Origin of the sequence: Hahella chejuensis KCTC 2396 (genome assembly GCF_000012985.1) — a bacterium.
GTDB classification, from domain to species: domain Bacteria; phylum Pseudomonadota; class Gammaproteobacteria; order Pseudomonadales; family Oleiphilaceae; genus Hahella; species Hahella chejuensis.
This window is the reverse complement of the sequence record NC_007645.1, coordinates 1,519,951-1,543,373: the sequence shown is the minus strand read 5'-3', so window position 1 is coordinate 1,543,373 and position 23,423 is coordinate 1,519,951. Positions and strand designations below refer to the sequence as shown.

At 55.6% G+C, this 23,423-nt stretch carries 17 protein-coding genes; 10 read left to right on the top strand and 7 right to left on the bottom strand.

What is annotated here, in order from left to right; all coding sequences use genetic code 11:
• Positions 1-104 precede the first annotated feature (104 nt).
• The 3 genes from HCH_RS06945 to tkt all read right to left on the bottom strand — a co-directional run bounded on the left by HCH_RS06945 (position 105) and on the right by tkt (position 4,431).
• Positions 105-1,271, bottom strand: a complete 1,167-nt coding sequence (locus HCH_RS06945; RefSeq protein WP_011395468.1) for a phosphoglycerate kinase — start codon at positions 1,269-1,271, stop codon at positions 105-107.
• A 103-nt stretch (positions 1,272-1,374) separates the two neighbouring features.
• Complete coding sequence (gene gap / locus HCH_RS06940; RefSeq protein WP_011395467.1) at positions 1,375-2,388, bottom strand: type I glyceraldehyde-3-phosphate dehydrogenase; 1,014 nt, start codon at positions 2,386-2,388, stop codon at positions 1,375-1,377.
• Positions 2,389-2,421: 33 nt separating this feature from the next.
• Positions 2,422-4,431 carry a transketolase gene (gene tkt / locus HCH_RS06935; protein WP_011395466.1) on the bottom strand — a complete coding sequence of 670 codons (2,010 nt, stop codon included), beginning with the start codon at positions 4,429-4,431 and terminating at the stop codon, positions 2,422-2,424.
• Positions 4,432-4,725: 294 nt separating this feature from the next.
• Here tkt and HCH_RS06930 point away from each other — a divergent pair, with 294 nt between their 5' ends.
• From HCH_RS06930 to HCH_RS06885, 9 genes are all read left to right on the top strand, one after another.
• Positions 4,726-5,805, top strand: a complete 1,080-nt coding sequence (locus tag HCH_RS06930) for an ArsR/SmtB family transcription factor (RefSeq protein ID WP_148212511.1) — start codon at positions 4,726-4,728, stop codon at positions 5,803-5,805.
• A gap of 17 nt (positions 5,806-5,822) precedes the next feature.
• Positions 5,823-6,983, top strand: a complete 1,161-nt coding sequence (gene metK / locus HCH_RS06925; RefSeq protein WP_011395464.1) for a methionine adenosyltransferase — start codon at positions 5,823-5,825, stop codon at positions 6,981-6,983.
• Positions 6,984-7,088: 105 nt separating this feature from the next.
• Positions 7,089-8,480: an adenosylhomocysteinase gene (ahcY, locus tag HCH_RS06920; RefSeq protein ID WP_011395463.1), complete on the top strand. Its 1,392-nt coding sequence runs from the start codon at positions 7,089-7,091 to the stop codon at positions 8,478-8,480.
• A gap of 76 nt (positions 8,481-8,556) precedes the next feature.
• Positions 8,557-9,420, top strand: coding sequence for a methylenetetrahydrofolate reductase [NAD(P)H] (metF, locus tag HCH_RS06915; RefSeq protein ID WP_011395462.1), 864 nt, complete (start codon positions 8,557-8,559; stop codon positions 9,418-9,420).
• Between the two features lie 227 nt (positions 9,421-9,647).
• Positions 9,648-12,434: a bifunctional diguanylate cyclase/phosphodiesterase gene (locus HCH_RS32170; protein WP_011395461.1), complete on the top strand. Its 2,787-nt coding sequence runs from the start codon at positions 9,648-9,650 to the stop codon at positions 12,432-12,434.
• Between the two features lie 92 nt (positions 12,435-12,526).
• Positions 12,527-13,879, top strand: coding sequence for an adenosylmethionine--8-amino-7-oxononanoate transaminase (locus tag HCH_RS06905; protein ID WP_011395460.1), 1,353 nt, complete (start codon positions 12,527-12,529; stop codon positions 13,877-13,879).
• Positions 13,880-13,881: 2 nt separating this feature from the next.
• Positions 13,882-14,625, top strand: a complete 744-nt coding sequence (locus tag HCH_RS06900; protein ID WP_011395459.1) for a 16S rRNA (uracil(1498)-N(3))-methyltransferase — start codon at positions 13,882-13,884, stop codon at positions 14,623-14,625.
• A 364-nt stretch (positions 14,626-14,989) separates the two neighbouring features.
• Positions 14,990-16,210 (top strand): hypothetical protein, encoded by a 1,221-nt coding sequence (locus HCH_RS06895; protein ID WP_011395458.1) that lies wholly within the window; start codon positions 14,990-14,992, stop codon positions 16,208-16,210.
• 527 nt (positions 16,211-16,737) lie between these two features.
• Positions 16,738-19,161, top strand: a complete 2,424-nt coding sequence (locus HCH_RS06885; RefSeq protein ID WP_011395456.1) for a DUF748 domain-containing protein — start codon at positions 16,738-16,740, stop codon at positions 19,159-19,161.
• Positions 19,162-19,187: 26 nt separating this feature from the next.
• Here HCH_RS06885 and HCH_RS06880 read toward each other — a convergent pair whose 3' ends face one another.
• The 3 genes from HCH_RS06880 to HCH_RS33015 all read right to left on the bottom strand — a co-directional run bounded on the left by HCH_RS06880 (position 19,188) and on the right by HCH_RS33015 (position 21,228).
• The gene (locus tag HCH_RS06880; protein WP_011395455.1) at positions 19,188-20,555 is read right to left on the bottom strand and encodes a YihY/virulence factor BrkB family protein; all 1,368 of its coding nucleotides are present in this window, start codon (positions 20,553-20,555) and stop codon (positions 19,188-19,190) included.
• Positions 20,548-20,700 (bottom strand): hypothetical protein, encoded by a 153-nt coding sequence (locus tag HCH_RS34150; protein ID WP_011395454.1) that lies wholly within the window; start codon positions 20,698-20,700, stop codon positions 20,548-20,550. The genes HCH_RS06880 and HCH_RS34150 overlap by 8 nt, the downstream gene beginning before the upstream one ends.
• Before the next feature lie 93 nt (positions 20,701-20,793).
• On the bottom strand, positions 20,794-21,228 hold the full coding sequence (locus tag HCH_RS33015; RefSeq protein WP_011395452.1) for a secondary thiamine-phosphate synthase enzyme YjbQ: 435 nt from the start codon (positions 21,226-21,228) through the stop codon (positions 20,794-20,796).
• A gap of 676 nt (positions 21,229-21,904) precedes the next feature.
• Between HCH_RS33015 and HCH_RS06865 the strand changes: the two genes are divergently transcribed.
• A complete protein-coding gene (locus HCH_RS06865; RefSeq protein ID WP_011395451.1) occupies positions 21,905-22,255 on the top strand; it encodes a histone-like nucleoid-structuring protein, MvaT/MvaU family in 351 nt (116 codons plus the stop codon).
• Between the two features lie 178 nt (positions 22,256-22,433).
• Here the strand turns inward: HCH_RS06865 and HCH_RS06860 are convergent, their stop codons facing one another.
• Positions 22,434-23,396, bottom strand: a complete 963-nt coding sequence (locus tag HCH_RS06860) for a D-2-hydroxyacid dehydrogenase (protein WP_011395450.1) — start codon at positions 23,394-23,396, stop codon at positions 22,434-22,436.
• Positions 23,397-23,423: the final 27 nt, after the last annotated feature.

The following is a 23,423-nucleotide window of genomic DNA, read 5'->3' as shown; positions in this document are numbered from 1 at the left end:
GTTCAATTTTTAGTTAATTAATCTCTCGCATCGACCATCGCGACGGATACTTCGCCCGTCGCGTTTTCTGAGCCGACAATCTGACTACAGTCTGTCCCCAAAACTTACTCTGCGGCCCGCTTTTGCAGCATGGCCACAGCCGGCAGGGTCTTGCCTTCCACAAATTCGAGGAAGGCGCCGCCGCCGGTGGAAATGTACGAAATCTTTTCAGATACGCCATATTTATCGATCGCCGCCAGGGTGTCCCCGCCGCCGGCGATGGAAAACGCATCCGATTCAGCAATGGCTTGAGCCAGGGTTTTGGTGCCGTCGCCAAACTGATCGAATTCAAACACGCCGACCGGACCATTCCACAGAATCGTCTTAGCTGATTTAAGCAGCTCCGCCAAGGCGGCCGCAGACTGAGGCCCGATATCCAGAATCATATCATCGTCCGTCACCTCGGCAATCGGCTTAACGGATGCTTCAGCGCTCTCGCTGAACGCTTTCGCCGTAACAACGTCCGTAGGTAGCGGAATTTGCACCTTGGCCGCAATACTGCGAGCCGTGTCCAGCAGGTCCATTTCACACAGAGACTTGCCGACTTTGTGATCGGCCGCCGCCAGGAAAGTATTGGCGATGCCGCCGCCGACGATCAACTGATCGCAGACTTCCGACAAAGAGTTCAACACGTCCAGCTTAGTCGATACTTTGGAGCCCGCCACGATAGCGACCATGGGTCTTTGTGGTTTATCCAAAGCCTGCCCCAGCGCTTCCAGCTCCGCGGCCAGCAAAGGGCCGGCGCAGGCCACTGGCGCAAATTTGGCGACCCCGTGGGTGGAAGCCTGGGCGCGATGCGCAGTGCCGAAGGCGTCCATGACAAAAATATCGCACAGCGCGGCGTACTTTTTGGACAGCTCTTCGTTGTCCTTGCCTTCGCCGACGTTGAAACGTACGTTCTCAAACAGAACCAGGCCGCCCTCTTCCACCTCGAAATCGCCGTCCAGGTAGTCGCGCACGACTGGTACGTCATGCCCCAGCAAACTGGAAAGATGAGCGCCCACGGGCTGCATGGAGTTTTCTTCGGAGAACTGTCCTTCTTCCGGGCGCCCCAGGTGAGACATCACCATCACTTTGGCGCCTTGCTCCATCGCCAATTTGATAGTGGGAAGCGCCGCCTGGATACGCGCGTCGGACGTCACTTTGCCGTTCTTGACTGGCACGTTCAGGTCTTCACGGATCAACACTCGCTTGCCGCGCAAATCCAGATCCGTCATTTTAATCACAGACATAACAGTTCCTCATTTCAACAAAACAGTTGTTATCGTTTAAAACCCTTCCCTATGGCGTCGGCAGGAAAATCCCGGCGAGCGCCGCGGCGGCCGGGATCTGGCGCTAAAGACTCAGCCAATGCGCTGATGTATCCAGCATGCGATTGGCGAAGCCCCATTCGTTATCGAACCAGGCCATTATTTTTATCAGTCGTCCGCCGCTGACTTTGGTTTGATTGGCGTCCACCACCCCACTGCGAGGATCGTGGTTGAAATCACAGGAAGCCAGCGGCTCTTCGGAAAAGCCAAGGATTCCAGTGTAAGCGTTCTGTGAGGCGGCCTTGAGCAAGCCGTTGACTTCCTCCATATCCGTCTCACGGGATACGCACACCGTGAGGTCCATCATGGATACGTTGATAATCGGCACCCGCACCGCGTTCGCTTCAAACTTACCGACCATGGACGGCAACAGTCTTTCTATGCCTTTCGCCAGACCGGTGTTCACCGGAATGATGGACGCCATCGCGCTACGCGTGCGGCGCAGATCATGATGATGGTAGGCGTCGATGACCGGCTGGTCGTTCATGGCTGAATGGATAGTGGTGATCACCCCACGCTCCACGCCGAGATTGTCGTCCAGCACTTTAATGATGGGAACGATGCAGTTGGTGGTGCAGGAGGCGTTGGAAACGATGCGATGGCTTTGCCGCAACCCGTCCTGATTAATGCCGTATACAACGGTGTAATCCACGTCGGCTTCGGCTGGTTGCGAAAACAGCATGCGACTGGCGCCGCTGCGCAGATGTTTTTCAGCGGTCATGCGATCGGAAAAGGCCCCGGTGCATTCCAGCACCAGGTCCACTCCGATATCCGCCCAGGGAGCCCTGGCCGGATCTTCTTCCCGCAGGATGCGGATTCTGTCGCCATTGACCATCAGTTGCCCGTCCCGTAAAGACACCTCCCCGCGGAAACGTCCGTGGGTGGTGTCATAACGCGTCAGGTAAGCGATGGTTTCCGCGTCCGCCAGCTCATTGACGGCGACAATTTCCATGGATTGGCGATAGCCGGATTCGTACAACGCGCGCAACACGCTTTGCCCGATCCGGCCATACCCATTAATGGCAATACGATGGGTCATACCGCTAAGGCGTTCTTCTGTCAGTAAGTGGATTTATGCATCCAGCGAGTCTAACAGATCTTGCGCCTGGGCCACCACGTTATCCACGGTGAAGCCGAACTCTTCGAACAGCAGGTTCGCAGGCGCGGACTCGCCGAAAGTGCTCATGCCCACAATGCGACCGTCCAGCCCCACGTACTTGTACCAGAAGTCTTGGTGCGCCGCTTCGATCGCGATGCGAGCGCTCACTTCCAACGGCAGTACTTGCTGGCGGTAGTGGAAGTCCTGCTTGTCGAAAACGTCAGTGGACGGCATGGACACAACGCGCACTTTGTGACCCTGCGCGGTCAATGCTTCAGCAGAGGCGACAGCGAGGCCGACTTCAGAACCGGTTGCGATCAGAATCAGGTCAGGCTGGCCCGCGCAATCCTTCAGGATGTAGCCGCCTTTCTCGATATTCGCTACCTGTTCAGCATCACGTGGCTGATGCGGCAGATTCTGACGCGAGAAAATCAACGCGCTTGGACCGTCTTCACGAGTGATCGCGCTCTTCCAGGCGACAGCGGATTCAACCGCGTCACAGGGACGCCATGTGCTCATGTTTGGCGTGGTGCGCAGGTTCGCCAGCTGTTCGATCGGCTGGTGAGTCGGCCCGTCTTCGCCCAGACCGATGGAGTCGTGGGTGTAAACCAGGATGGAGCGCTGCTTCATCAGCGCAGCCATACGCACTGCATTGCGCGCGTATTCCATGAACACCAGGAAGGTGGCGCCGTAAGGAATGAAGCCGCCGTGCAACGCCACGCCGTTCATGATGGCGGACATGCCGAACTCGCGTACGCCGTAATAAATGTAGTTGCCGTCAGCGTCTTCTTTGCTAACGCCTTTGCTGCCTTTCCAGATAGTCAGGTTGGAGCCCGCCAGGTCAGCGGAGCCGCCCAACAGTTCCGGCAACAGCGGAGCATATGCGTTGATGCTGTTCTGAGAGGCTTTACGGCTGGCGATGGTTTCGCCTTTGGCCTGACACTCAGCGATATAAGCGTCCGCTTTGGCGGCGAAGTCTTCCGGCAGTTTGCCGGCGCTGCGACGCAGCAGCTCTCCCGCCAATTCAGGATGCGCCTGCTGGTATGCAGCGAATTTCTCGGACCAGGCTTGTTGCAGAGCCGCGCCTTTTTCTTTCGCGCTCCAGGCGGCGTAAATATCTTCGGGAACCACGAAAGGCTCGTGGGTCCAGCCCAGCGCCTGACGCGCGCCGGCGATTTCGTCATCGCCCAGAGGCGCGCCGTGACACTCTTCTTTGCCCTGCTTGTTGGGCGCGCCGTAACCAATGATAGTTTTGCAGCAGATCAGCGTCGGCTGTGAGGTATTGCCGCGCGCTTGCTCAATCGCCTGCTTGATGGCGTCGGCATTGTGTCCATCGACGCCCGGAATCACTTGCCAGCCGTAGGCTTCGAAGCGCTTGGGCGTGTCATCGGTAAACCAGCCTTCCACTTCGCCATCGATAGAGATGCCATTGTCGTCATAGAAGCAGATCAGTTTGCCCAGCCCCAAAGTGCCCGCCAAAGAACACACCTCGTGGGAAATGCCTTCCATCAGACAGCCATCGCCGAGGAACGTATAGGTGTAATGGTCGATGACGTCATGGCCGTCGCGGTTGAACTGGCCCGCCAGCGCTTTCTCAGCCAGCGCCATGCCCACCGCGTTGGCGAGACCCTGCCCCAGAGGACCGGTGGTGGTTTCCACGCCGGGGGCGTAGCCGTATTCAGGGTGTCCTGGCGTTCTGGAGTGTAGCTGACGGAAGTTTTTCAGGTCTTCGATGCCCAAATCATATCCGGACAGGTGCAGAAGGGAGTACAACAACATGGAGCCATGACCGTTGGACAGAACAAAGCGGTCGCGGTTAATCCAGGAGGGATCGGTCGGGTTGTGGTTCAGATAGTCGCGCCACAGCACTTCCGCAATGTCCGCCATACCCATCGGGGCTCCGGGATGTCCTGACTTGGCTTTTTGCACAGCATCCATACTCAACGCGCGAATGGCGTTGGCGAGTTCTTTACGAGATGGCATTCAGCTCACTCCCTCTCAGATCGAGTTTTGGTTTGTGATTAGGGGGGTCAAAAACGAGTGCGTATTTTCATACATTAAAGAGGCAGGAGCAAATTTCATCGCCCGAATCCCCCAGTTTACCGCCCGTTCATCCCTCAAGCCCGTCTCCAAGGCGGCGACGCCGCCTTGTCCTACTGCCATTCACTGCAAAAAACAGCCCATTTTTTGCGCCAGAGAAACTATATCAAATTTTTTTGATATAGTTCTTGTACGCATTTTTTGATGTTGCTAAACTTTTGGCCTATGAATGATTCCATGCTCCCACACAGCGACAGCGCAGGTACCGAAGCCGCTGCGGACTACGCAGAACTGGCTGGCGTTTATAAGGCCTGCGGCGATGCGTTGCGTCTGGAAATATTGCGTGTCCTGGAACGGAACGCCTACGGGGTGCTGGAATTGTGTTCGATATTCGACGTCAAACAATCCGCCATGAGCCATCACCTGAAAGTGTTGGCCAAGGCCAGGATGGTGGAGGCCCAGCGGGAGGGCAACAGTATTTTCTACCGACGTCCTATTCTGGCCGGCGACGACAGCGCCGAGCTGGCGCGGCTGCAGTTGTACAGCAATCTGGACCTGTTGCCGCTGACCACGGACACCCGCGACCGTATTGGCAATGTAGGTGAACAACGCGCACAGCAGAGTCAGGCGTTTTTCTCCCGGTACGCTGAGCATTTCCAGGCGCACCAGGAGTTGATCGCGGAATATCCGTTATACGCCACGCCTGTGCGGGATATGTTGCAACAACAGTTGGCCGGCGAGAAGGTCAACAGGCTTCTGGAAATCGGCCCTGGCGAAGGCGCCTTTCTGGAAGACCTGTCGCAGATGGCGGACTCCGTCATCGCCTTGGATAACTCCGAGGAAATGTTGCAGAAAGCACGCGATTTTGCGGACGCCAGACAGTTGTCGAACGTGCGCTTTATCGTAGGAGATACGCGTAGCGCCCTCGAACAGAGCGTCAGCGTTGATGTGATTGTGATGAACATGGTGTTGCACCATGTGGCGTCGCCGGCGGACATGATTCGCGATTGCGCGGCCTTGTTGCGCCCCGGCGGCATGTTGATTTTGAGCGACTTGAGCCGCCACGATCAGTCCTGGGCCAGAGAGTCCTGCGGCGATTTGTGGCTGGGCTTCGACAGCACTGAAATCTCCCGTTGGGGAGCGCAGTCGGGCCTGGCGGAAGGCGAAAGCATTTATATAGGCGTGCGCAATGGGTTTCAAATCCAGGTGCGTCAATTTTTATTGCCCAAGAACGGGAACCGAGCGCTGACCGGCGAAGCCGCATGTCAGTCCGAAGGTTCCGCAACATCAACCCACCCCAGTCATTGTAATCTTTAACCATAAGGACGCATGCGATGAGCGAATATTCCATTTTTACTTCCGAGTCAGTATCTGAGGGCCATCCGGACAAGATGGCGGATCAGATTTCTGACGCTATCCTTGACGCCATCATTAAAGATGATCCGAACGCACGAGTGGCGGTTGAAACTTTAGTGAAGACGGGCATGGCGGTTATCGCCGGCGAAGTGCGCACCAACACTTACGTGGACCTGGAAGACATCGTCCGCAGCGTCATTCTGGATATCGGTTACAACAGCTCAGACGTTGGCTTTGACGGCGCGTCCTGTGCAGTACTGAACGCTATCGGCAAGCAGTCTGGCGACATCGCCATGGGCGTGGACGAAGCCAGCGAAAAAGATTTGGGAGCCGGGGACCAAGGGTTGATGTTCGGTTACGCGACCAATGAAACTGACGTGCTGATGCCCGCTCCGATTTATTACTCCCACCGTCTGGTGGAAAGACAGGCTTACCTGCGCAAGAACAGCATCCTGCCCTGGTTGCGTCCAGACGCCAAGAGCCAGGTGACTCTGCGTTACGAAAACGGCAAGCCGGTAGCGGTTGAAGCGGTGGTGCTATCCACTCAGCATACGCCTGACGTGAAGCAGTCCGACATCCGTGAAGCGGTAATGGAAGAGATCATCAAGCACGTGTTGCCGGAAGAGTGGCTGCACAGCAACACCCAATACCACATCAACCCAACTGGCCAGTTCATCATTGGCGGCCCAGTGGGCGACTGCGGTCTGACCGGTCGCAAGATCATCGTCGACACTTACGGCGGCATGGCTCGTCACGGCGGCGGCGCGTTCTCTGGAAAAGATCCGTCCAAGGTTGACCGTTCCGCAGCCTACGCAGGCCGCTATGTAGCCAAAAACATCGTCGCTTCCGGTCTGGCGGCCAAGTGTGAAATTCAGGTGTCCTACGCAATCGGCGTATCGGAGCCCACCTCTATTTCCGTGAACACGTTCGGCACCGGCAAGATCAGCGACGACAAAATCGCCACCTTGGTGCGCGAGCACTTCGATCTGCGTCCGCGCGGCCTGATCGATATGCTGGACCTGAAACGTCCGATTTATCGTCCGACTGCGTCTTACGGACACTTCGGCCGCACCGGCGACAGCTTCAGCTGGGAAAGAACCGATAAAGCCGACGCATTGCGCGCCGCAGCCGGTATCTGATTCCCATAGCAAAGAGCCTCCCCTGAGGCTCTTTTTGCAACAGACCGAGACTTCCGGCGGACTCGCTCCGCCCCCCTCATTAGGATCAGCAATAGGACACCAAACATGGCTCAGTTACAATCTGTAGATAACTTCAGCGACTACAAGGTCAAGGACATCAGCCTGGCGGCATGGGGACGTAAAGAAATCGACATCGCCGAAGGCGAAATGCCTGCGCTGATGACGCTGCGTGAAAAATATCGCGCGCAACAGCCCCTGGCCGGCGCCCGCATCCTGGGATGCATCCACATGACCATCCAGACCGCGGTATTGATCGAAACCCTGGTTGCGTTGGGTGCGGAAGTGCGCTGGTCCTCCTGTAATATTTTCTCCACTCAGGATCACGCGGCGGCGGCGATCGCGGCGGCTGGCGTTCCCGTATTCGCCTGGAAAGGAGAAACCGAAGAAGAGTACGTCTGGTGCATCAAGCAGACCATCACCAAAGACGGCCAGCCCTGGAACGCCAACATGGTGTTGGATGACGGCGGCGACCTGACTGAAATTCTGCACAATGAATTCCCGCAAATGCTGGATCACATTCACGGTATTTCCGAAGAGACCACTACTGGCGTTCACCGTCTGCTCGACATGATGAAGAAAGGCGAGCTGAAAGTGCCTGCAGTCAACGTCAACGACTCCGTCACCAAGAGCAAGAACGACAACAAATACGGTTGCCGTCACTCATTGAATGACGCCATCAAGCGCGCCACCGACCACCTGCTGGCGGGTAAAAAAGCGCTGGTCATCGGCTACGGCGATGTGGGCAAGGGCTCCGCAGCGTCACTGCGTCAGGAAGGCATGATCGTCAAGATCAGCGAAATCGACCCGATCTGCGCCATGCAGGCCTGCATGGACGGCTATGAAGTCGTGTCTCCCTATATCGACGGCGTCAACACTGGCGCCGCCGATGGCGTTAACCGCGACCTGCTGGGCCACACTGACCTGTTGGTCACCACCACCGGCAACGTCAACGTCTGCGACAAGTACATGTTGCAAGCGCTGAAATCCGGCGCAGTCGTGTGCAACATCGGCCACTTCGACAACGAAATCGACACCCGTTTCATGCGCGATAACTGGGAATGGGAAGAAGTGAAGCCGCAAGTGCATGTGATATACCGGAACAAAGATCAAAATGACCACCTGTTGCTGCTTTCCGAAGGTCGTCTGGTGAACCTGGGCAACGCCACCGGTCACCCCTCACGCATCATGGACGGCTCTTTCGCCAACCAGGTGCTGGCGCAGATGTACCTGTTCGAGCGTAAATTCGCAGACCTGCCTGCGGATGAGAAGCCCAAGAACCTGTACGTACGCGTTCTGCCCAAGCAATTGGACGAAGAAGTCGCGCGCTACATGGTGCAAGGCTTCGGCGGCGTCATCACCAAGCTGACTCAACCGCAAGCCAAGTACATTGGCGTGGAAGTGGAAGGTCCGTACAAACCAACGGACTACAAATACTGATCGATCGCCGGTCCGGCGCGGTCCCCCGCGCCGCCGGTTGTTCAGAGAGATTCCCTAAACCGGAGGCAATACGCTAATGGAATCCCAAACTCAGTTTAAACGGCGCTTCAGTTTTGAGTTCTTCCCTCCCAAAACCCCTGAGGGAATGGAAAAACTGCAGGTTGTGCGGGACAAGCTGGCCAAGCGCAAGCCGGATTTCTTTTCCGTGACCTACGGCGCCGGCGGCTCCACCCGCGAGCGCACCATCGACACCGTACTGACGCTGCACAGACAGGGCATTTCCACTGCGCCCCATTTATCCTGTATCGGCGCCACCAAGGAGTCTATCGGCGAATTGCTGGACCTGTACCGCTCCAACGGCATTCAGCGCATTGTAGCTTTGCGCGGAGACCTGCCTTCCGGCATGGGCGCCCCCGGCGAACTGCGCTACGCCAACGAGCTGGTCAGCTATATTCGCGAGCGCACCGGCGATCACTTCTCTATCGAAGTGGCGGCTTATCCTGAGTTTCATCCCCAGGCGCAAAACGCCGAAGCGGACCTGAACAACTTCCGCCGCAAGGTGGAGGCCGGCGCCACCAGCGCCATCACTCAGTATTTCTTCAACGCCGACTCCTATTTCTATTTTGTGGAACGATGTGAAAAAGCAGGCCTGAATCTGCCCATCGTGCCCGGCATTATGCCGATCACCAACTACAGCAATCTGGCCCGTTTCAGCGACATGTGCGGCGCGGAAATTCCGCGCTGGGTGCGCAAACAGCTGGAAGCCTACGGCGACGATTCAGCCAGCATCCGCAAATTCGGCGAGGAAGTGGTGACGCGCCTGTGCGAACGTCTGCTCGCCGCCGGCGCTCCCGGCATCCACTTCTACACCCTGAACCAGGCGGAGCCAAGTCTGGCGGTCTGGGACAATCTGAACCTGGGCGACAAGATCTCTTTCTGACCCAGGTTCCAACCTCGCCTCAAAGACAGGGTCTGTTACCCAACAGACCCTTCGCTTGTCTCGCCGTTCTCCCGCTACCCTCCTGCTCTCACTTTCTCCGCATCGATAACCGTCACGGCGGTTCTTCTCTTATCCGCCTCACTGCTACTTCACCGCAACGCCCGGCGTTTCGCCAAATACCCGGCCATTACCTATACTGAATCCATAAACCAGGGGGCAGGCTAATAATGAAGTTGGGGGCTACCGCGGGCAGACTCGCAGCGCTGCTGTTTATTCTCATAGCCTGCGTCGTATTGATCCTGCTTGATTACCGCGAGCGCACGCGCAATTACTACCAATCCATGCAAGTGGAGCTACAGCAGACGCAGAAGAACGTCAGCGCGTCCACCCGTCGCATCATGGAGCATATCGCCATTCTGCGCCGCGCAGCGGAAAGTTATTTACTGAACCATCACGAGGAACATCTCTATAGCGATCTGTCCGCCAATATCGTCTACGACCCCTCTCGTAATCTCTTCGACATGGATGCCCTGCAACCGCCATTCACCACGGATCAGGCAGGCAACCTTACCGGTCTGGGGAATATCCAGGGACGCCAGCCGAATTACTATCGCGAAATAGAAATGGCGCTGTCGTTGACGCCGATCTTCCGCGCAACCAAAGAAAATCTGCCGGAATCCAACTGGGTCTATTACATCTCCCAGAACCGCTTTCTTTATATTGCGCCCTGGATTGATTCCAATAAATTCGCCTACACCAATGAGTCACTGTCACTGGAGTTCTTTACCCTGGCCCTGCCCTATCACAACCCTGAACGCACGCCTTTCTGGACCCGCGTGTACGTCGACGAGTTTGGGGAAGGACTGATGGTTACCGCCGCAGCGCCTATCTACGCCAGCGACGTCTTCCTTGGGTCGGTGGCCATTGATATTACCCTCGATGTTCTCAAAGAGTTCGTAATCAACCCCAACTTGTCGGCGGGAGAATTGTTTGTCGTCAACCAATCGCATCAATTGCTGGCTCATCCGACACTGACGTCGTCCCACGCGAAAACCGCCGCCACCTTTCCAGAAGCCCTACCGAAAGGCGTCGACAACTTCATTTCTCATCCCAAGGACATCCCCACCGACACCTTTCTGGAAATCAAAGGCTACGCCCTGATTCGCACCAATATCGATGAAACGTCCTGGCATTTGCTGCTAAGCGTGAAGCAATCCACCATACGCAGCGCCATCATTGAGCAGATGACGCCGGAGATGGCGCTGGCGGGTTTAATCGTACTCTTCGCTGCGCTCATACAACGTTATTTTCTTACCGCCGGACAACTGGAGAGCAGCCAGCGCCGCTACCGACAAATGTTTGAGCATTGCGACGCCGTGCAGATCATTCTCGACCCCACGAACAACAAGGTCATCGACGCCAACCCCGCCGCCTGCGACTTCTTCGGCTTTTCCAGCGAAATGATGGGGAATATCTCCGCCTCGCGTTTATTTCTCTCTGAAAACAATGAAATGCTGGGTGAGAATTGGCTGCCGTCCCTGCAATCCGGCAAGACAGTGATTGCCGCCCGACGCGGCGACAACCGCTCCAGTCTGGTGGAGATGTACGTCTCCGACATCAAGGACAAGGCCAGTTCCTACCTGTATTTGATCGTCCACGACATCACTGATCGCAAACGCAGTGAGGAGCAGATTCGACTGCAAGCCTACTACGACCCTCTCACCCGGTTGCCAAATCGTAGTTACCTGTTTGAGCATCTCAACTCGCTGATAGCCAGTCACAAGCGTGAGCAGGCGCGTCTGGCGGTGTTGTTCATCGACCTGGATCGCTTCAAGCAAGTAAACGACAACCTGGGACACGGCGTGGGAGACAAGCTGTTGCAACAGGTTTCCACCCGCCTCAAGTCACGCCTCCGGGAAAGCGACATGCTGGCGCGCCTGGGCGGCGACGAATTCACCGTGGTGCTGCCTCACTTACGGGAAGAAACCGACGCTATCCACGTCGCCAAAATGCTGCTGCAACAACTGGCGGATTCCTTCAGCGTGGGAGACTACGAACTCCATATCGGCGCCAGCATTGGCGTGACGCTCTTTCCCAAAGACGGCGAAGACGCCTCCACTCTGATCAAAAATGCCGATATCGCCATGTACAAGGCCAAGGACAACGGCCGCAATCAGTATCGTTTTTTTGAGGAGCGCATGAACGAGGCCGTCGCCAGCCGTCTGATGCTGGAGGGCGATATCCGAGAGGCCACGCAAAATGAACAGTTCCATTTGGAATTTCAGCCCATCATCGATCTGAAAAATATGCGGCTGGCCGGCGCCGAAGCGCTTCTGCGCTGGTTGCATCCGCGCTTCGGCGAACTGCACCCCAGGGAGTTCATGTCTATCGCGGAAGAAACCGGCAATATTGTCCAGATCAGCGAGTGGTTGCTGCAAAACGCCCTCAACCTGGCGGCGGAGTGGCAGTATTCCCGACCCGCCGGTCAACAACCGTTCATCGCCGTCAATATGTCCCGGCGCCAGTTGATTAGTTCGCAACATATCAAGCGCTGGCGCGACATCATCCGGCAAAGCGAAGTTCCGCCAAGCTCACTGGTGCTGGAGCTGACCGAACACAATCTGCTCAACGAATTCGAAGAAAGCCGCCGCTGTTTGATAGAGCTGCATCAGATGGGCGTCAGGCTATCTCTGGACGACTACGGCCACGGCGCATCCTCCCTCACCCTGCTGAAAGATCTGCCTATCTCCATGCTGAAACTGGACGGCTTGCTGATTCGCAATCTCGGCCGCCAAACCAAGGAGGAAGTATTGATGGACGCCCTGGTGAAGATGGGGCGCGCCATGGATATGAAAATCGTCGCCGAGGGCGTGGAAACGCCGCAACAACTGGCCGTGCTCAGGGAGTCCGGCTGCGATTACGGCCAGGGATATTTGTTCAGTCCCCCGACGCAACCCCGCGAACTTTCCATGATGCTGGAAAAAGTTTTCAACGTGCAGACCCAAGACGATTAAGCCTTTTGTCGACCTACAGCCAGTCTCCACCCGGGCTCCACCCTATGTCACAATAGGCGGCGAATTTACCGGACAAAATTAGGAGCCTGGAATTGACTACCAACGCAGAACTGCGGGAACGCGACCTCAAGCGTGTGTGGCACCCCTGCACCCAGATGAAGGATCATGAGTTTCTCCCCCTGATTCCAATTAAAAGCGGCAAGGGCGTCTGGCTGGAGGATTTTGACGGCAATCGCTATATAGACGCGGTCAGCTCCTGGTGGGTGAACCTGTTCGGCCATAGTCATCCTTACATTAATGACGCCATCAAATCCCAGATAGAGCAATTGGAGCACGTCATCCTGGCCGGCTTCACCCATGAACCTGTGGTGCGGCTGTCGGAGCGACTGGCGGAAGTAACGCCCGCCGGCCTCAACAAATGCTTCTACGCCGACAACGGGTCCTCCGCAGTGGAAGTGGCGCTGAAAATGAGTTTCCACTATTGGCGCAACAGCGGCCAACCGAACAAAACCCGCTTCATCAATCTCAGCAATAGCTATCACGGCGAAACTCTGGGCGCCCTGGCGGTGGGAGACGTCGCCTTATATAAAGAAACCTACAACGCGCTTCTTAAACCGGTCATCAACGTTCCCGGTCCCGATTGTTTCCACCGGGAGGCGGGCGAATCCTGGGAGGCGTATTGCCGCCGCCAGTTCGCGCACATGGAGGAAACGCTGCAGAAACACGCCCATGAAACCGCGGCGGTGATCATCGAGCCGCTGGTGCAGTGCGCCGGCTCCATGCGCATGCATCACCCAGTGTATCTGAAGCTATTGCGGGAAGCCTGCGACCGCCATGGCGTGCACTTGATCGCAGATGAGATTGCGGTCGGCTTCGGTCGCACCGGTACGATGTTCGCCTGTGAGCAGGCGGATATTTCACCAGATTTCCTGTGTCTGTCGAAAGGCCTCACCGCCGGTTATCTGCCCCTGTCCGTGGTCATGACCCACGACTTCATTTATGACGCCTTCTACGACGACTACGCCACCATGCGCGCCTTTCTGCATTCCCACAGTTACACCGGCAACCCGATCGGCTGCAGTGTGGCCCTGGCGACGCTGGACCTCTTCCAAAATCAGCCTGTGATTGAGCAAAATAAGCAGCTTGCCGCCTGCATGCGCGAGCATACCGCGCATTTTGAAGACCACCCCAATGTGGCGGAAGTCCGCCAGACTGGCATGATCCTGGCGATTGAAATGGTGCAGGACAAGGCCTCTCGCGCGCCCTTCCCCTGGCAGGAACGGCGCGGCATACGGGTTTATGAGCATGCGTTGAAGAATCAGGCGCTGCTGCGTCCACTGGGCAATGTCATCTACTTCATGCCGCCTTATGTGATCAGCGAAGACGAAATCGCGCACCTGGCCAAAGTGGCCTGGGATGGATTGCAACTGGCGGTTAAGGACTGAACTTGAGAAACAACCGAATCTTTATCGACCAGCCTCTGGATGGTCTCAGCCAACTGACGCTGACCGGCGATCAGGCCAATTACGTCGGGCGCGTGTTGCGCATGCGTCCCGGCGACGCGTTTCATTTATTCAGTGGGGACGGCCGCGATTTTCCCGTCAAAGTCCTGGCGGTGGGCCGCAGGGATGTGGAAGTGGCGCTGTCCGAACCGCTGGCGATCGAAGCGGAGTCTCCCCTGCGCGTACACCTAGGGCAAGTATTGTCCCGGGGCGAACGCATGGACTACGCCGTGCAGAAATCCACGGAAATGGGGGTCACGGCGCTCACGCCGCTGTTGAGCGAGCGTTGCGAAGTGCGCCTGGATGGAGAACGCCAGGACAAACGCTGGCGTCACTGGCGGCAAGTATCAATCAGCGCCTGCGAACAATGCGGACGCGCCCGCGTTCCCGACATCGGCGACGTCACGCCGTTGGAAAGCTGGTTGCAAAGCGCTACTGCGGATCTGAAGTTGATCCTGCATCCCGGCGATGCGCGCGCCTGGAGCCCGGCGCAACCTCCCGCCAGCGTCTGCCTGCTGATTGGGCCCGAAGGCGGCTTTACGGATGAGGAAGTGGCTTTGGCCGAGCGTCATGGTTTTGTGCATGCTCCACTCGGCCCACGTATTCTGCGCACCGAAACCGCTCCCGTGGCGGCGCTGGCGTTGATGCAGTGGCTATGGGGAGACGCCGGCGACTCTTCGGCGAAATAAACCCCGCCCCCTTTCCACCCAATAGATAAAGAGAAAGCGGGCGCTTACATACACTTCTTCGAACGCCCCTGAGCACGTCGATATTTCGTCCTGAAATACCGCCCCAAAAATGGGCGAACTGTGGATAACTTTGTGGAAAAGCGGCTTTACCGGGCCGCTTTTTGCCCTCAGTTCAACAAATGTGCGCCCGTCCGTATTTTAGGGCTTTCTTTTCCTTTTATTTTTCAGTCTATTATTGACTCCCTCCGAAAACGGCGGGCATGTTTCAAAACTTTGACGCTTCAACGCCACGTTCAATTAGTGTGCATAACCTATGACATTTTAATGACAATAGCGCGCCCACCTTTGCAGAGAGAGTGAAACGATGGATTGGCAGTGGTTACAGAACCCCGAGTTTTGGAAGTATCTGAGCATCCCCCTGGTCGCCGCCCTGATCGGCTGGAGCACCAATTGGCTGGCGATCAAACTTACCTTTTATCCTCTTGAATTTATTGGCTTTCGCCCCTTCTTCGGATGGCAGGGCATCATTCCTTCGAAGGCCGGAAAAATGGCGGTCATCAGCGTGGATTCAACCATTTCCAAGCTGGGAGCGGTGGAGGAGCTATTCGAGCAAATCGATCCACAGGCGTTAGCCGGTCACATTGTCGCCGGCATGCTGCCCCGGGTGGAGGAATATGTTGACGAAATCATGCTGTCGGAACACCGCACGCTGTGGGAAAACCTGCCGCAAGCAGTGAAAAACAAGGTTTACGAACGCGTGCGCAAAAACGCCCCGCGACTGATCGACAATCTGGTGAGCGACATCGGTCATCAGATCGAAGACCTGTTGGACCTCAAACACATGGTGACGGAGCGGCTGGTGGCGGATAAGGAGTTGCTGAATCGCATCTTTCTGGAATGCGGCGCGGCGGAGTTTCGCTTTCTGATTCACAGCGGACTCTGGCTGGGATTTGGTTTCGGCGTTTTACAGATGGCGCTCTGGTTCTTTTATTCCGTTGACTGGGTGCTGCCGGTATGCGGCTTTCTGGTGGGTTGGGCCACCAACTGGATCGCGCTTAATCTTATCTTCCGCCCTCTCAACCCCACCAAGGTCGGTCCACTGACCGTTCAGGGGCTGTTCCTGAAAAGACAGCCACAGGTGGCGGCGACCTTCTGTCGCATCGTCACCCACGATATTCTGACTGTCGGCAACATCGTCAACGCCATGCTCAATGGTCCCAACGGGGCGCGCACCCGCGCCTTGGTGAAGAAACACGTCAAGCCGCTGGTGGACGTGACGACCGGGGTCGCCAAGCCCATCACTCAGATCGCTTTCGGCCCTACTGCGTTCGCTGAACTGAAAAAGAAAGTCGGCGAAAAAGCCCTGGAAATTTCCAAGACCGCCTTCAAGGACCCGCTTTTTAACGAAGAGCGCGCCATTGTGGTGGAAAGCATCATGCGCACCCGCATGGAAGCGTTATCCCCGGAAGAGTTTCAGAACCTGCTGCGGCCCTGCTTTCAGGAAGACGAGATCAAATTGATCGCCATTGGCGGCGTATTGGGAGCGTTAGCCGGGCTGGCGCAGGTATTTTTTGTGTTCACTTGATCAAATTAACGCCAAAAACGAGAGGCGCGCCACAAATTTATTAATACTTTTGGCCTATTACTTTTGACATGCAATGTTATTTATCTACAATTACGCAAAAAGTAACAGAGTGTGACATTCATGGCGATCAATAACATTCCAACAAAGTCATCGCACAACGCCAGCTCAAAGGACCGACTGGAAAGACAGCTGTTCAGAGACGTACAGCGGCTTATTCGGTACCTGGACAGCCGGAAGTCGTGCGGCTCCAGCAACCTTGCAATGGTCGAATCCTATGAAAGGATGATCCTTGAGCGTTGCGACGTGCTGGGCCAAATCTCACGCATGTGACCGCGCAGGAGACTCAAAGCCAGTGGATGGCGTATTTCCCCTTGGATAGCCGCGCAGGACTGGCTAAACTTTCCGTAACCTTCTGACACGACTCAGCTTTCGGCATTCAAACGCCAACAAGTCGAAGCGGCGGGCGACGATCAAGAAAGACTCCGCCATTGCGCGGGATGCCACGAAAAAACACCAAGGGCGCCGATATGCAGCGAATCATCCGCAGAACGTTAATTGCTCTGTTGAGCATTCTTTGTCTGTTGATTCTGGGAATCTGGGGGCTCGGCCCTTACGTCGCCAAAGACGCGCTCACCAAATACTTCGCTGAGCACAACGCAGACTTTTCTGCGGAATCCCTCTCCATCAACCCCTTCACTTCCGAGATCAATGGCCGCGGCGTCAAAGTCACGACCCCACGAGGACTGGAGCTCAAGTTCGAAGCCCTGCAGGTCTCCGCGCAGCTGGCGCCTTTATTTGAAAACACCGTGGTCGTCGACAAAATCGCCCTGGACGGTCTGCAACTGAATATCGCGCAGGAGCAGGAAGGCTGGCGCGTCGCCGGGGTGCTTTTCCCCACTGGAGTCGAGGAGTCCGCCACCCCCGCTCCAGAGTCGGCGGGCGAGGATTGGACGATCAGCCTGCCCTCCATTCAGTTGCGCAATTGCGCCTTCAATATAAGTCGGCTGCCGCCAGCAGACGCCGCTGATCAAGCGCCCCTGCAAGACGAAATTCGCCTGTTCAGCCTCAACCTGAAAAACATCAAAGGCAAAGGCGCGGAGTGGAATGGCTTTGCAGATGTGATGACTCAGGTGAACGGCGCCGATATCGTCCTCGCCACCGAATTTCGCGTCGGCCCGGATAAGTTCGTGCAGTGGCTGGACATCAGTTCGCTTAAGGCGAGAATGCAGCAGTTCGCGCATTATCTGCCCGCCGATCTGCGCGACAGCAACGCCAGTCTGGATCTGAGTGCGGAAATCGTAGTGGACTGGCGCAACGGCGCCCTGACGCTGACCACGACCACCAAAAAGCTGGATATCTCCCAGGTCGACCTGAAGCTTAAAGACATGACTGTTGAAAGCGACATCACCAGCATCGACCTGAACCCGCTGCAAATCAACCTGGCGCCGGGGGGCGATCCGGAAGTCGCCTTCAACGGCAAGATCCACAGCGGCAAAACCCGCGTCAACGACAGCGCCGGACGCTACATCCTCGCTGGATGGGACAAACTGGACCTGACGCCCGTCTCCTTCAGCATGGACGAGGCGCTTAACGTCAAGGTGGATCAGATCAGTTCACAGAATCTGGTGCTGTCGCGCTCCGCCCTCGACAATGAAGAGCTGCCGCCGCTATTGCAGGCGGGAACTCTGTTTGTGTCGAATGTGGAGGCCAGCGACAAGCGGGCGTTTATTGAAATGGTGGAGCTCAGCGACATACGTTCCAATGTGCATTTGGACAAAGAACGCAACCTGATTACCCTGGCCCCCCTGTCAGCGAATTCCCCTTCCGAAGCAGCGTCGCAGACGCCGCAAGCCGACGCCCAAACCGACGCTCAGTCCGCCGCTGAGACGCCGCCTGCAAGCGAAGCGCCGGAAAACTCGCCATTCAATTTGGTGATCAACCAAATCTCCATCAAAGGCGACTCGTTGCTCAGCTTCATCGACGAAGGTGTGAAGCCGCCTTTCCAACAGGATATCCGCATTAACTCTCTGGTCGCCGAAAGCCTGACTACTGAGAACCCAGAGCAGGCTTTCCACGTCACCCTGGATGCGCAGACCGACCAGTACTCCAAGATTCAGTCAGACACACGCATCTGGCCGTTCGCTCCCAAGCTGTCACTCGACACCCGCACCAATATTGCGGAAATCAACCTGCCGCCGGTTTCACCTTACCTGAGCGACGCCTTGGGTTACGACATCAACAACGGACAGTTTGATATGAACCTCGCCATGATTATTGATGAAGGACGCATCAGCGGCGACACCAAGATCATGTTGCGCGGCATGGATTTAGGAGCGGACAAAAGCGCTGACGCCAACGCCATCCAGAAAGGCGGGGCGATACCTTTAAACGTGGCGCTGGGGATGCTGAAAGATGGCAATGGCAACGTGGAGCTCGCCATGCCCCTGTCCGGTGATGTCGACAGTCCCAGCTTCGGCTGGAGCGGTTTTGTCGCCCTGATTGCTCAAAAAGCCATTTTTGAGGCCGCCAGCGGCTATCTCATCAAAACCTTCGTGCCCTACGCCAATGTCGTCACGGTAGTGAAGTTCGCAGGCGAACAGGCGCTGAAAGTCCGTATCCAGCCCCTGCCATATCAGGCCGGCCAGTCCGACGTCGGCCCCGAACAACAAGCCTTCGTCAACGAATTCCGCCAACTGCTGCTGGACAAAGAGGACATGCAAGTGAAAACCTGCGCCATCGCTTCCCCCGCAGAACTGAATTATCCGTCCGACACGAAAGCGTTGACGGTAGAGCAACTGAAGACACTAAAGCAGTTAGCGGAGGAACGAGGCCAGAAGTTCAAAGCAAAGGTGCTGGAAGGCGGAAAGATCGCCTCTTCCCGCATCCTGTTATGCAATCCTGAAGTGGAAAAAGACAGCGACGGCAAAGGCCGTATAGAGTTTGAAATTTAATGACAAGGGCGCCGATGCGCCCTTGCTCAACTCGCCGCTCTCTCCGGCGACGTCGCCTCTCTGACCACCGTCTCCTCGCCCCGCACCCAGGCAGCCAGGGTCATTTGCCCTAGCGACGCCTCCATCGCCGCCGTCACTCCCTTGGCGATAGCGTCCACAGACTTATCTGAGTACAAGGAGGCAGGCAGACTGTGCTCCGGCGAACGCAGCACATGCATCAATTCCGCCAGGGTAATGCGGTCTAAAGGGCGGGCGGGAATCAGCGAATCCGCTTCGTCCCCCATAATAGCCAACACGCCCTTCTTCAACAGTTTGTCGATAATGCGCTGAATCGTCTCAGGCCCCACCGATAGAGTATCCTCCAGATCAGAGATGCTCTCGCCTCCTCCCTGCTGATCAAACTTTTTCGCCACCTTGTACACCAGGGCCAGCCCTGTGCGCTCGTCAATCACCGCACAGGGGCGCACCCGCCGCTGTCGGGTGATCTGGTGGGAATGCTGGCCGTAGAACGCCACTGACGCCCCCATCAACAGGATCAGCCAGGAGATATACAACCAGATCAGGACCAGGATGCCCACAGCAAAGCCCGAGTAAATCGCTTCGTAGTTGGATGTACCGACCACAAACTTGGCGAACACATAACCTGTAGTCTGCCAGGCGATCCCCGCCCCGAGTCCGCCTATGAACGCATACCGGGTGCGCACCTTGGTGTTGGGGATAAAGCGATACATGAAGGTGAACAGCGCCACGATGATGACATAGGGCGCCATACGAGTGGCGAGAGAAAACAGCCGTCCAAAAGGTTCAATACTCAAGACGGTTTGCGCCATGTCCGTCCCCACCAGAGTCGCCGTGGCGCCCATGGCGGAAAACGCCAGCAACGGACCGACAACAATGACGCTAAGGTAAGAGCTGAATCGTTGCGCCAGGGAGCGAATCTGCGACACCCGCCAGATTTCGTTAAAGGAGCGCTCCACCTTCTGCACCAGAGAGATGACCGTATAGATCAACAATCCCAGGCCCACCGAGCCCAACACGCCGACTTTGACATTGTCGACAAATGCGAGCACGTTTTGCACCAGTTCCGGCCCTTTTTCCCCGAACGCCTGGAAAACATTCTCCAGCAGCGGCTCCAGCTGATTATGAACGCCAAATCCTTTCAATACGGAGAAACTTAACGCCAACAACGGCACGATGGAGAGCAGCGTCGTGTACACCAATCCCATCGCGTGCAGCGTCACATGGCCGAATAATACGTCGCGCACCACCGCAAACAAAACGCGCGCACTATGCCACAATACCCGCATCACGCCGCCTGCGGCGCCGCCGGTTTCGTTCTCCCAAAGCCAGCGATCCAATCGCGACACCCAGGTTTCAATCGTCGCTTTACTCATAGTCGTTCTCGTTTTGCGCCGAACTCAGACTTATCAGGTTGTTCAAAAGCAGCCATCCCGTGTTGATCTCTCCAAATTGTAGCCGCCACTCCACGCACGCCGCCATCACAGCAGCGCTCGCCATTGCACGGCGTACGTATGACATAAAAATGGGCGTCTTGAAAGGCTTGTTGGAAAAGCCCGGTAAAAACATTGTATATCAATGAACTGGTCCGTATGTACGCCAAAAGCACGGCGCTTAAAGCAGAATCTCTATTCCCCCCAAATGGTCGCCACCACTTTTCTCACTCCGCCATGATTGCGGTGTTCGCAACTGTCCTACCCCTTGCCAGGTTCCAAGATTAAAACATCCGTCAGTAATAGGCAGACTGACGCTGCACCCCAACAGGCTGGATTTAAGATGTGCCGGCATATCATCAGAACCTTCATCGAGATGACGATAATAGGGTTCATTTTCTGGAACCGCGTGATTGAAATAGCTTTCAAAATCCTGGCGAACAGTTGGGTCCGCATTTTCATTTATCGTCAAAGAAGCGGATGTATGCTTTATAAAGAGCTGAATCATCCCAACTCTGAATGTCTTGATTTCCGGAAGTTCTCGCACTATTTCATCAGTAATTAAATGAAAGCCCCGTTGCCTGGGCTTCAAGCGTATTTCTTTCTGCAGCCACATATATTCGCCATCTCAACTCGTATTGCTTCAATCGGGAACTTTACCACAGGCCAACAATGAACGCCTGACGTTACTTATGCGCCACCTGGCCCCTCTTTTAAAAACGCCAACTCTCCTGCATATACTGTTCTTTCCGTATCGACAGAAGCCCTCTGGCCAGACTTAGGTTCGAGGTATTAGGGGAAACAAGCTTTCCGGTTTTCGACTCAGAGAGATTAATCCAATTCGCCTTTTCCTGCGTAAGTTGACGACCCGTCTATATGGCGTATTTTAAAGTCCCGACATAAGTTTGAAACATCGCAGGAGGCTTCTCTCAATAATACCGCGCCTAAATAAGTCAAAGTGATTGTCTGCGCTCGATCCAGTTTCCCAGCGAAGCTATTCCCCAATTCGATAGCGTTTCCAACTTAAGGCCGCGCTTGGCTTTTTTCTATTTCAAGATGGGTGGTGCGCTCTGGATTAAAAGACGTCTGAATATGAAAATCAGAATCTCGACAGCTACCTTTAGTGGCGGGAGAATGAGACAGGGGTCATGCGCCTTTAATATTCTAGACGAAAGTTATTTGCCTCCTATTAACATTCGATAATAATATTTCTTATAATTTTCTGGAAATTTAAACTATTAACGACTATAAAAACCAGAACGCCGTTGTTGCATTAACCAGAGGAGATAAGAATGAAAAAATTAAACGCTTATAATTCCGCTATTGCCGAGCTTGAAGCACTGCAAAAAAAGATCGAAAGTCTGGAGAAAGACGAAGGCCTGAAGAAAGAACTGGAGTTTAAAAAGAAGCTGGAAGATCTGCTGGCCAAATACGACGTCACTCTGGAGGATGTATTGAAGATGTACGGCAAAGAAAAGACTTCGCCGAAGCAAGACAAGCGTCGTGGCAGTCGTCCTTTAAAAGTGTATAAAAATCCAAAAACCGGTGAAGTTGTTGAAACCAGAGGCGGCAATCACAAGTTGCTGAACGAGTGGAAACAAAAGTTCGGTAAAGAGAAAGTTGAAAGCTGGCTGGTCTCATAATTAACGCCGGTTATAGTGCCGACCTTAGGCGTCGCGCAACAGCGTAATAACAATAAGGATGTAATATTTACCGCTAATCAGAATGATTGAAGTCGTTGGCCCGGAAGGCGCCGGCGATTTCTAACGCCGCAACTTTTCAGGGTTGCGGCGCATCCTTCCAATACAGTTTACCTGCTCGCTATAAACGCACTTGCCGCTCTTCACGGTGGGCGAACGCCGCAATATTGTCTCCGGTTTTATCCACTAGTCGCTGTCTCGCTTCCCGACTCGCCCAGGCGCAATGGGGAGTAATAATTAGATTGGGAATATCCGGGGCCAGCAGCAGATTGCCATTCACCGGCGGCTCCTCCGTTAATACATCGAACCCGGCGCCGCCAAGACGACCGTTACGTAGAGCATCCGCCAGCGCCGCCTCATCAACCAGTCCGCCACGCGCCGTATTGATCAACAGGGCGTCAGGCTTCATCAAAGCCAGCTCCGCCGCGCCGATCATATTGCGCGTATCTTCGGACAGCAAACAGTGCAGACTGAGCACATCCGTCTGAAACAGCAGTTCCTCCATCGGCAGATAATTTACGCCACCCCGCACGCCGGGCTCCGTTCCCGGACGCGCGCCGACTTTAACTTCCATGCCGAACGCCTGCGCCACTGCGCCGGCCGCGCGTCCCAAATCCCCATATCCAACGACGCCGAACACCTTACCGCTGAGCTCTCGGATGGGATAATCCATCAGACAAAACTGGCGGGCGCTTCCCCAATCTCCCCGTTCTACCGCTGCCGTGTATCGGAGCAGGTTATTCGACAGCGCCAACACCATGGAGAATACATGCTGCACAATAGTGGCGGTTCCGTAGTGGGCGACGTTCCTTACTTCCACGCCATGCTTCTTCGCCGCCGCCATATCTATGTTGTTGACGCCGGTGGCGGTGACGGCGATCAGTTTTAGTTCAGGACTGCCGATCATGTGCGCTTCATTCAAAACCACTTTGTTAACAATAACGATGTCCTTGCCGGCGATGCGTTCAGCCACTTGTTCCGGAGCTGTCGCCGCGTAGCTATCGAAGGCGGTTACATGTTCTTGTAATGAGTCCAGACTGACGTCCGCGCCCAGACTTTCGGCGTCCAATATCACAGCTTTCATGAAGATAAGTCTCCCCTTTCCGTATTC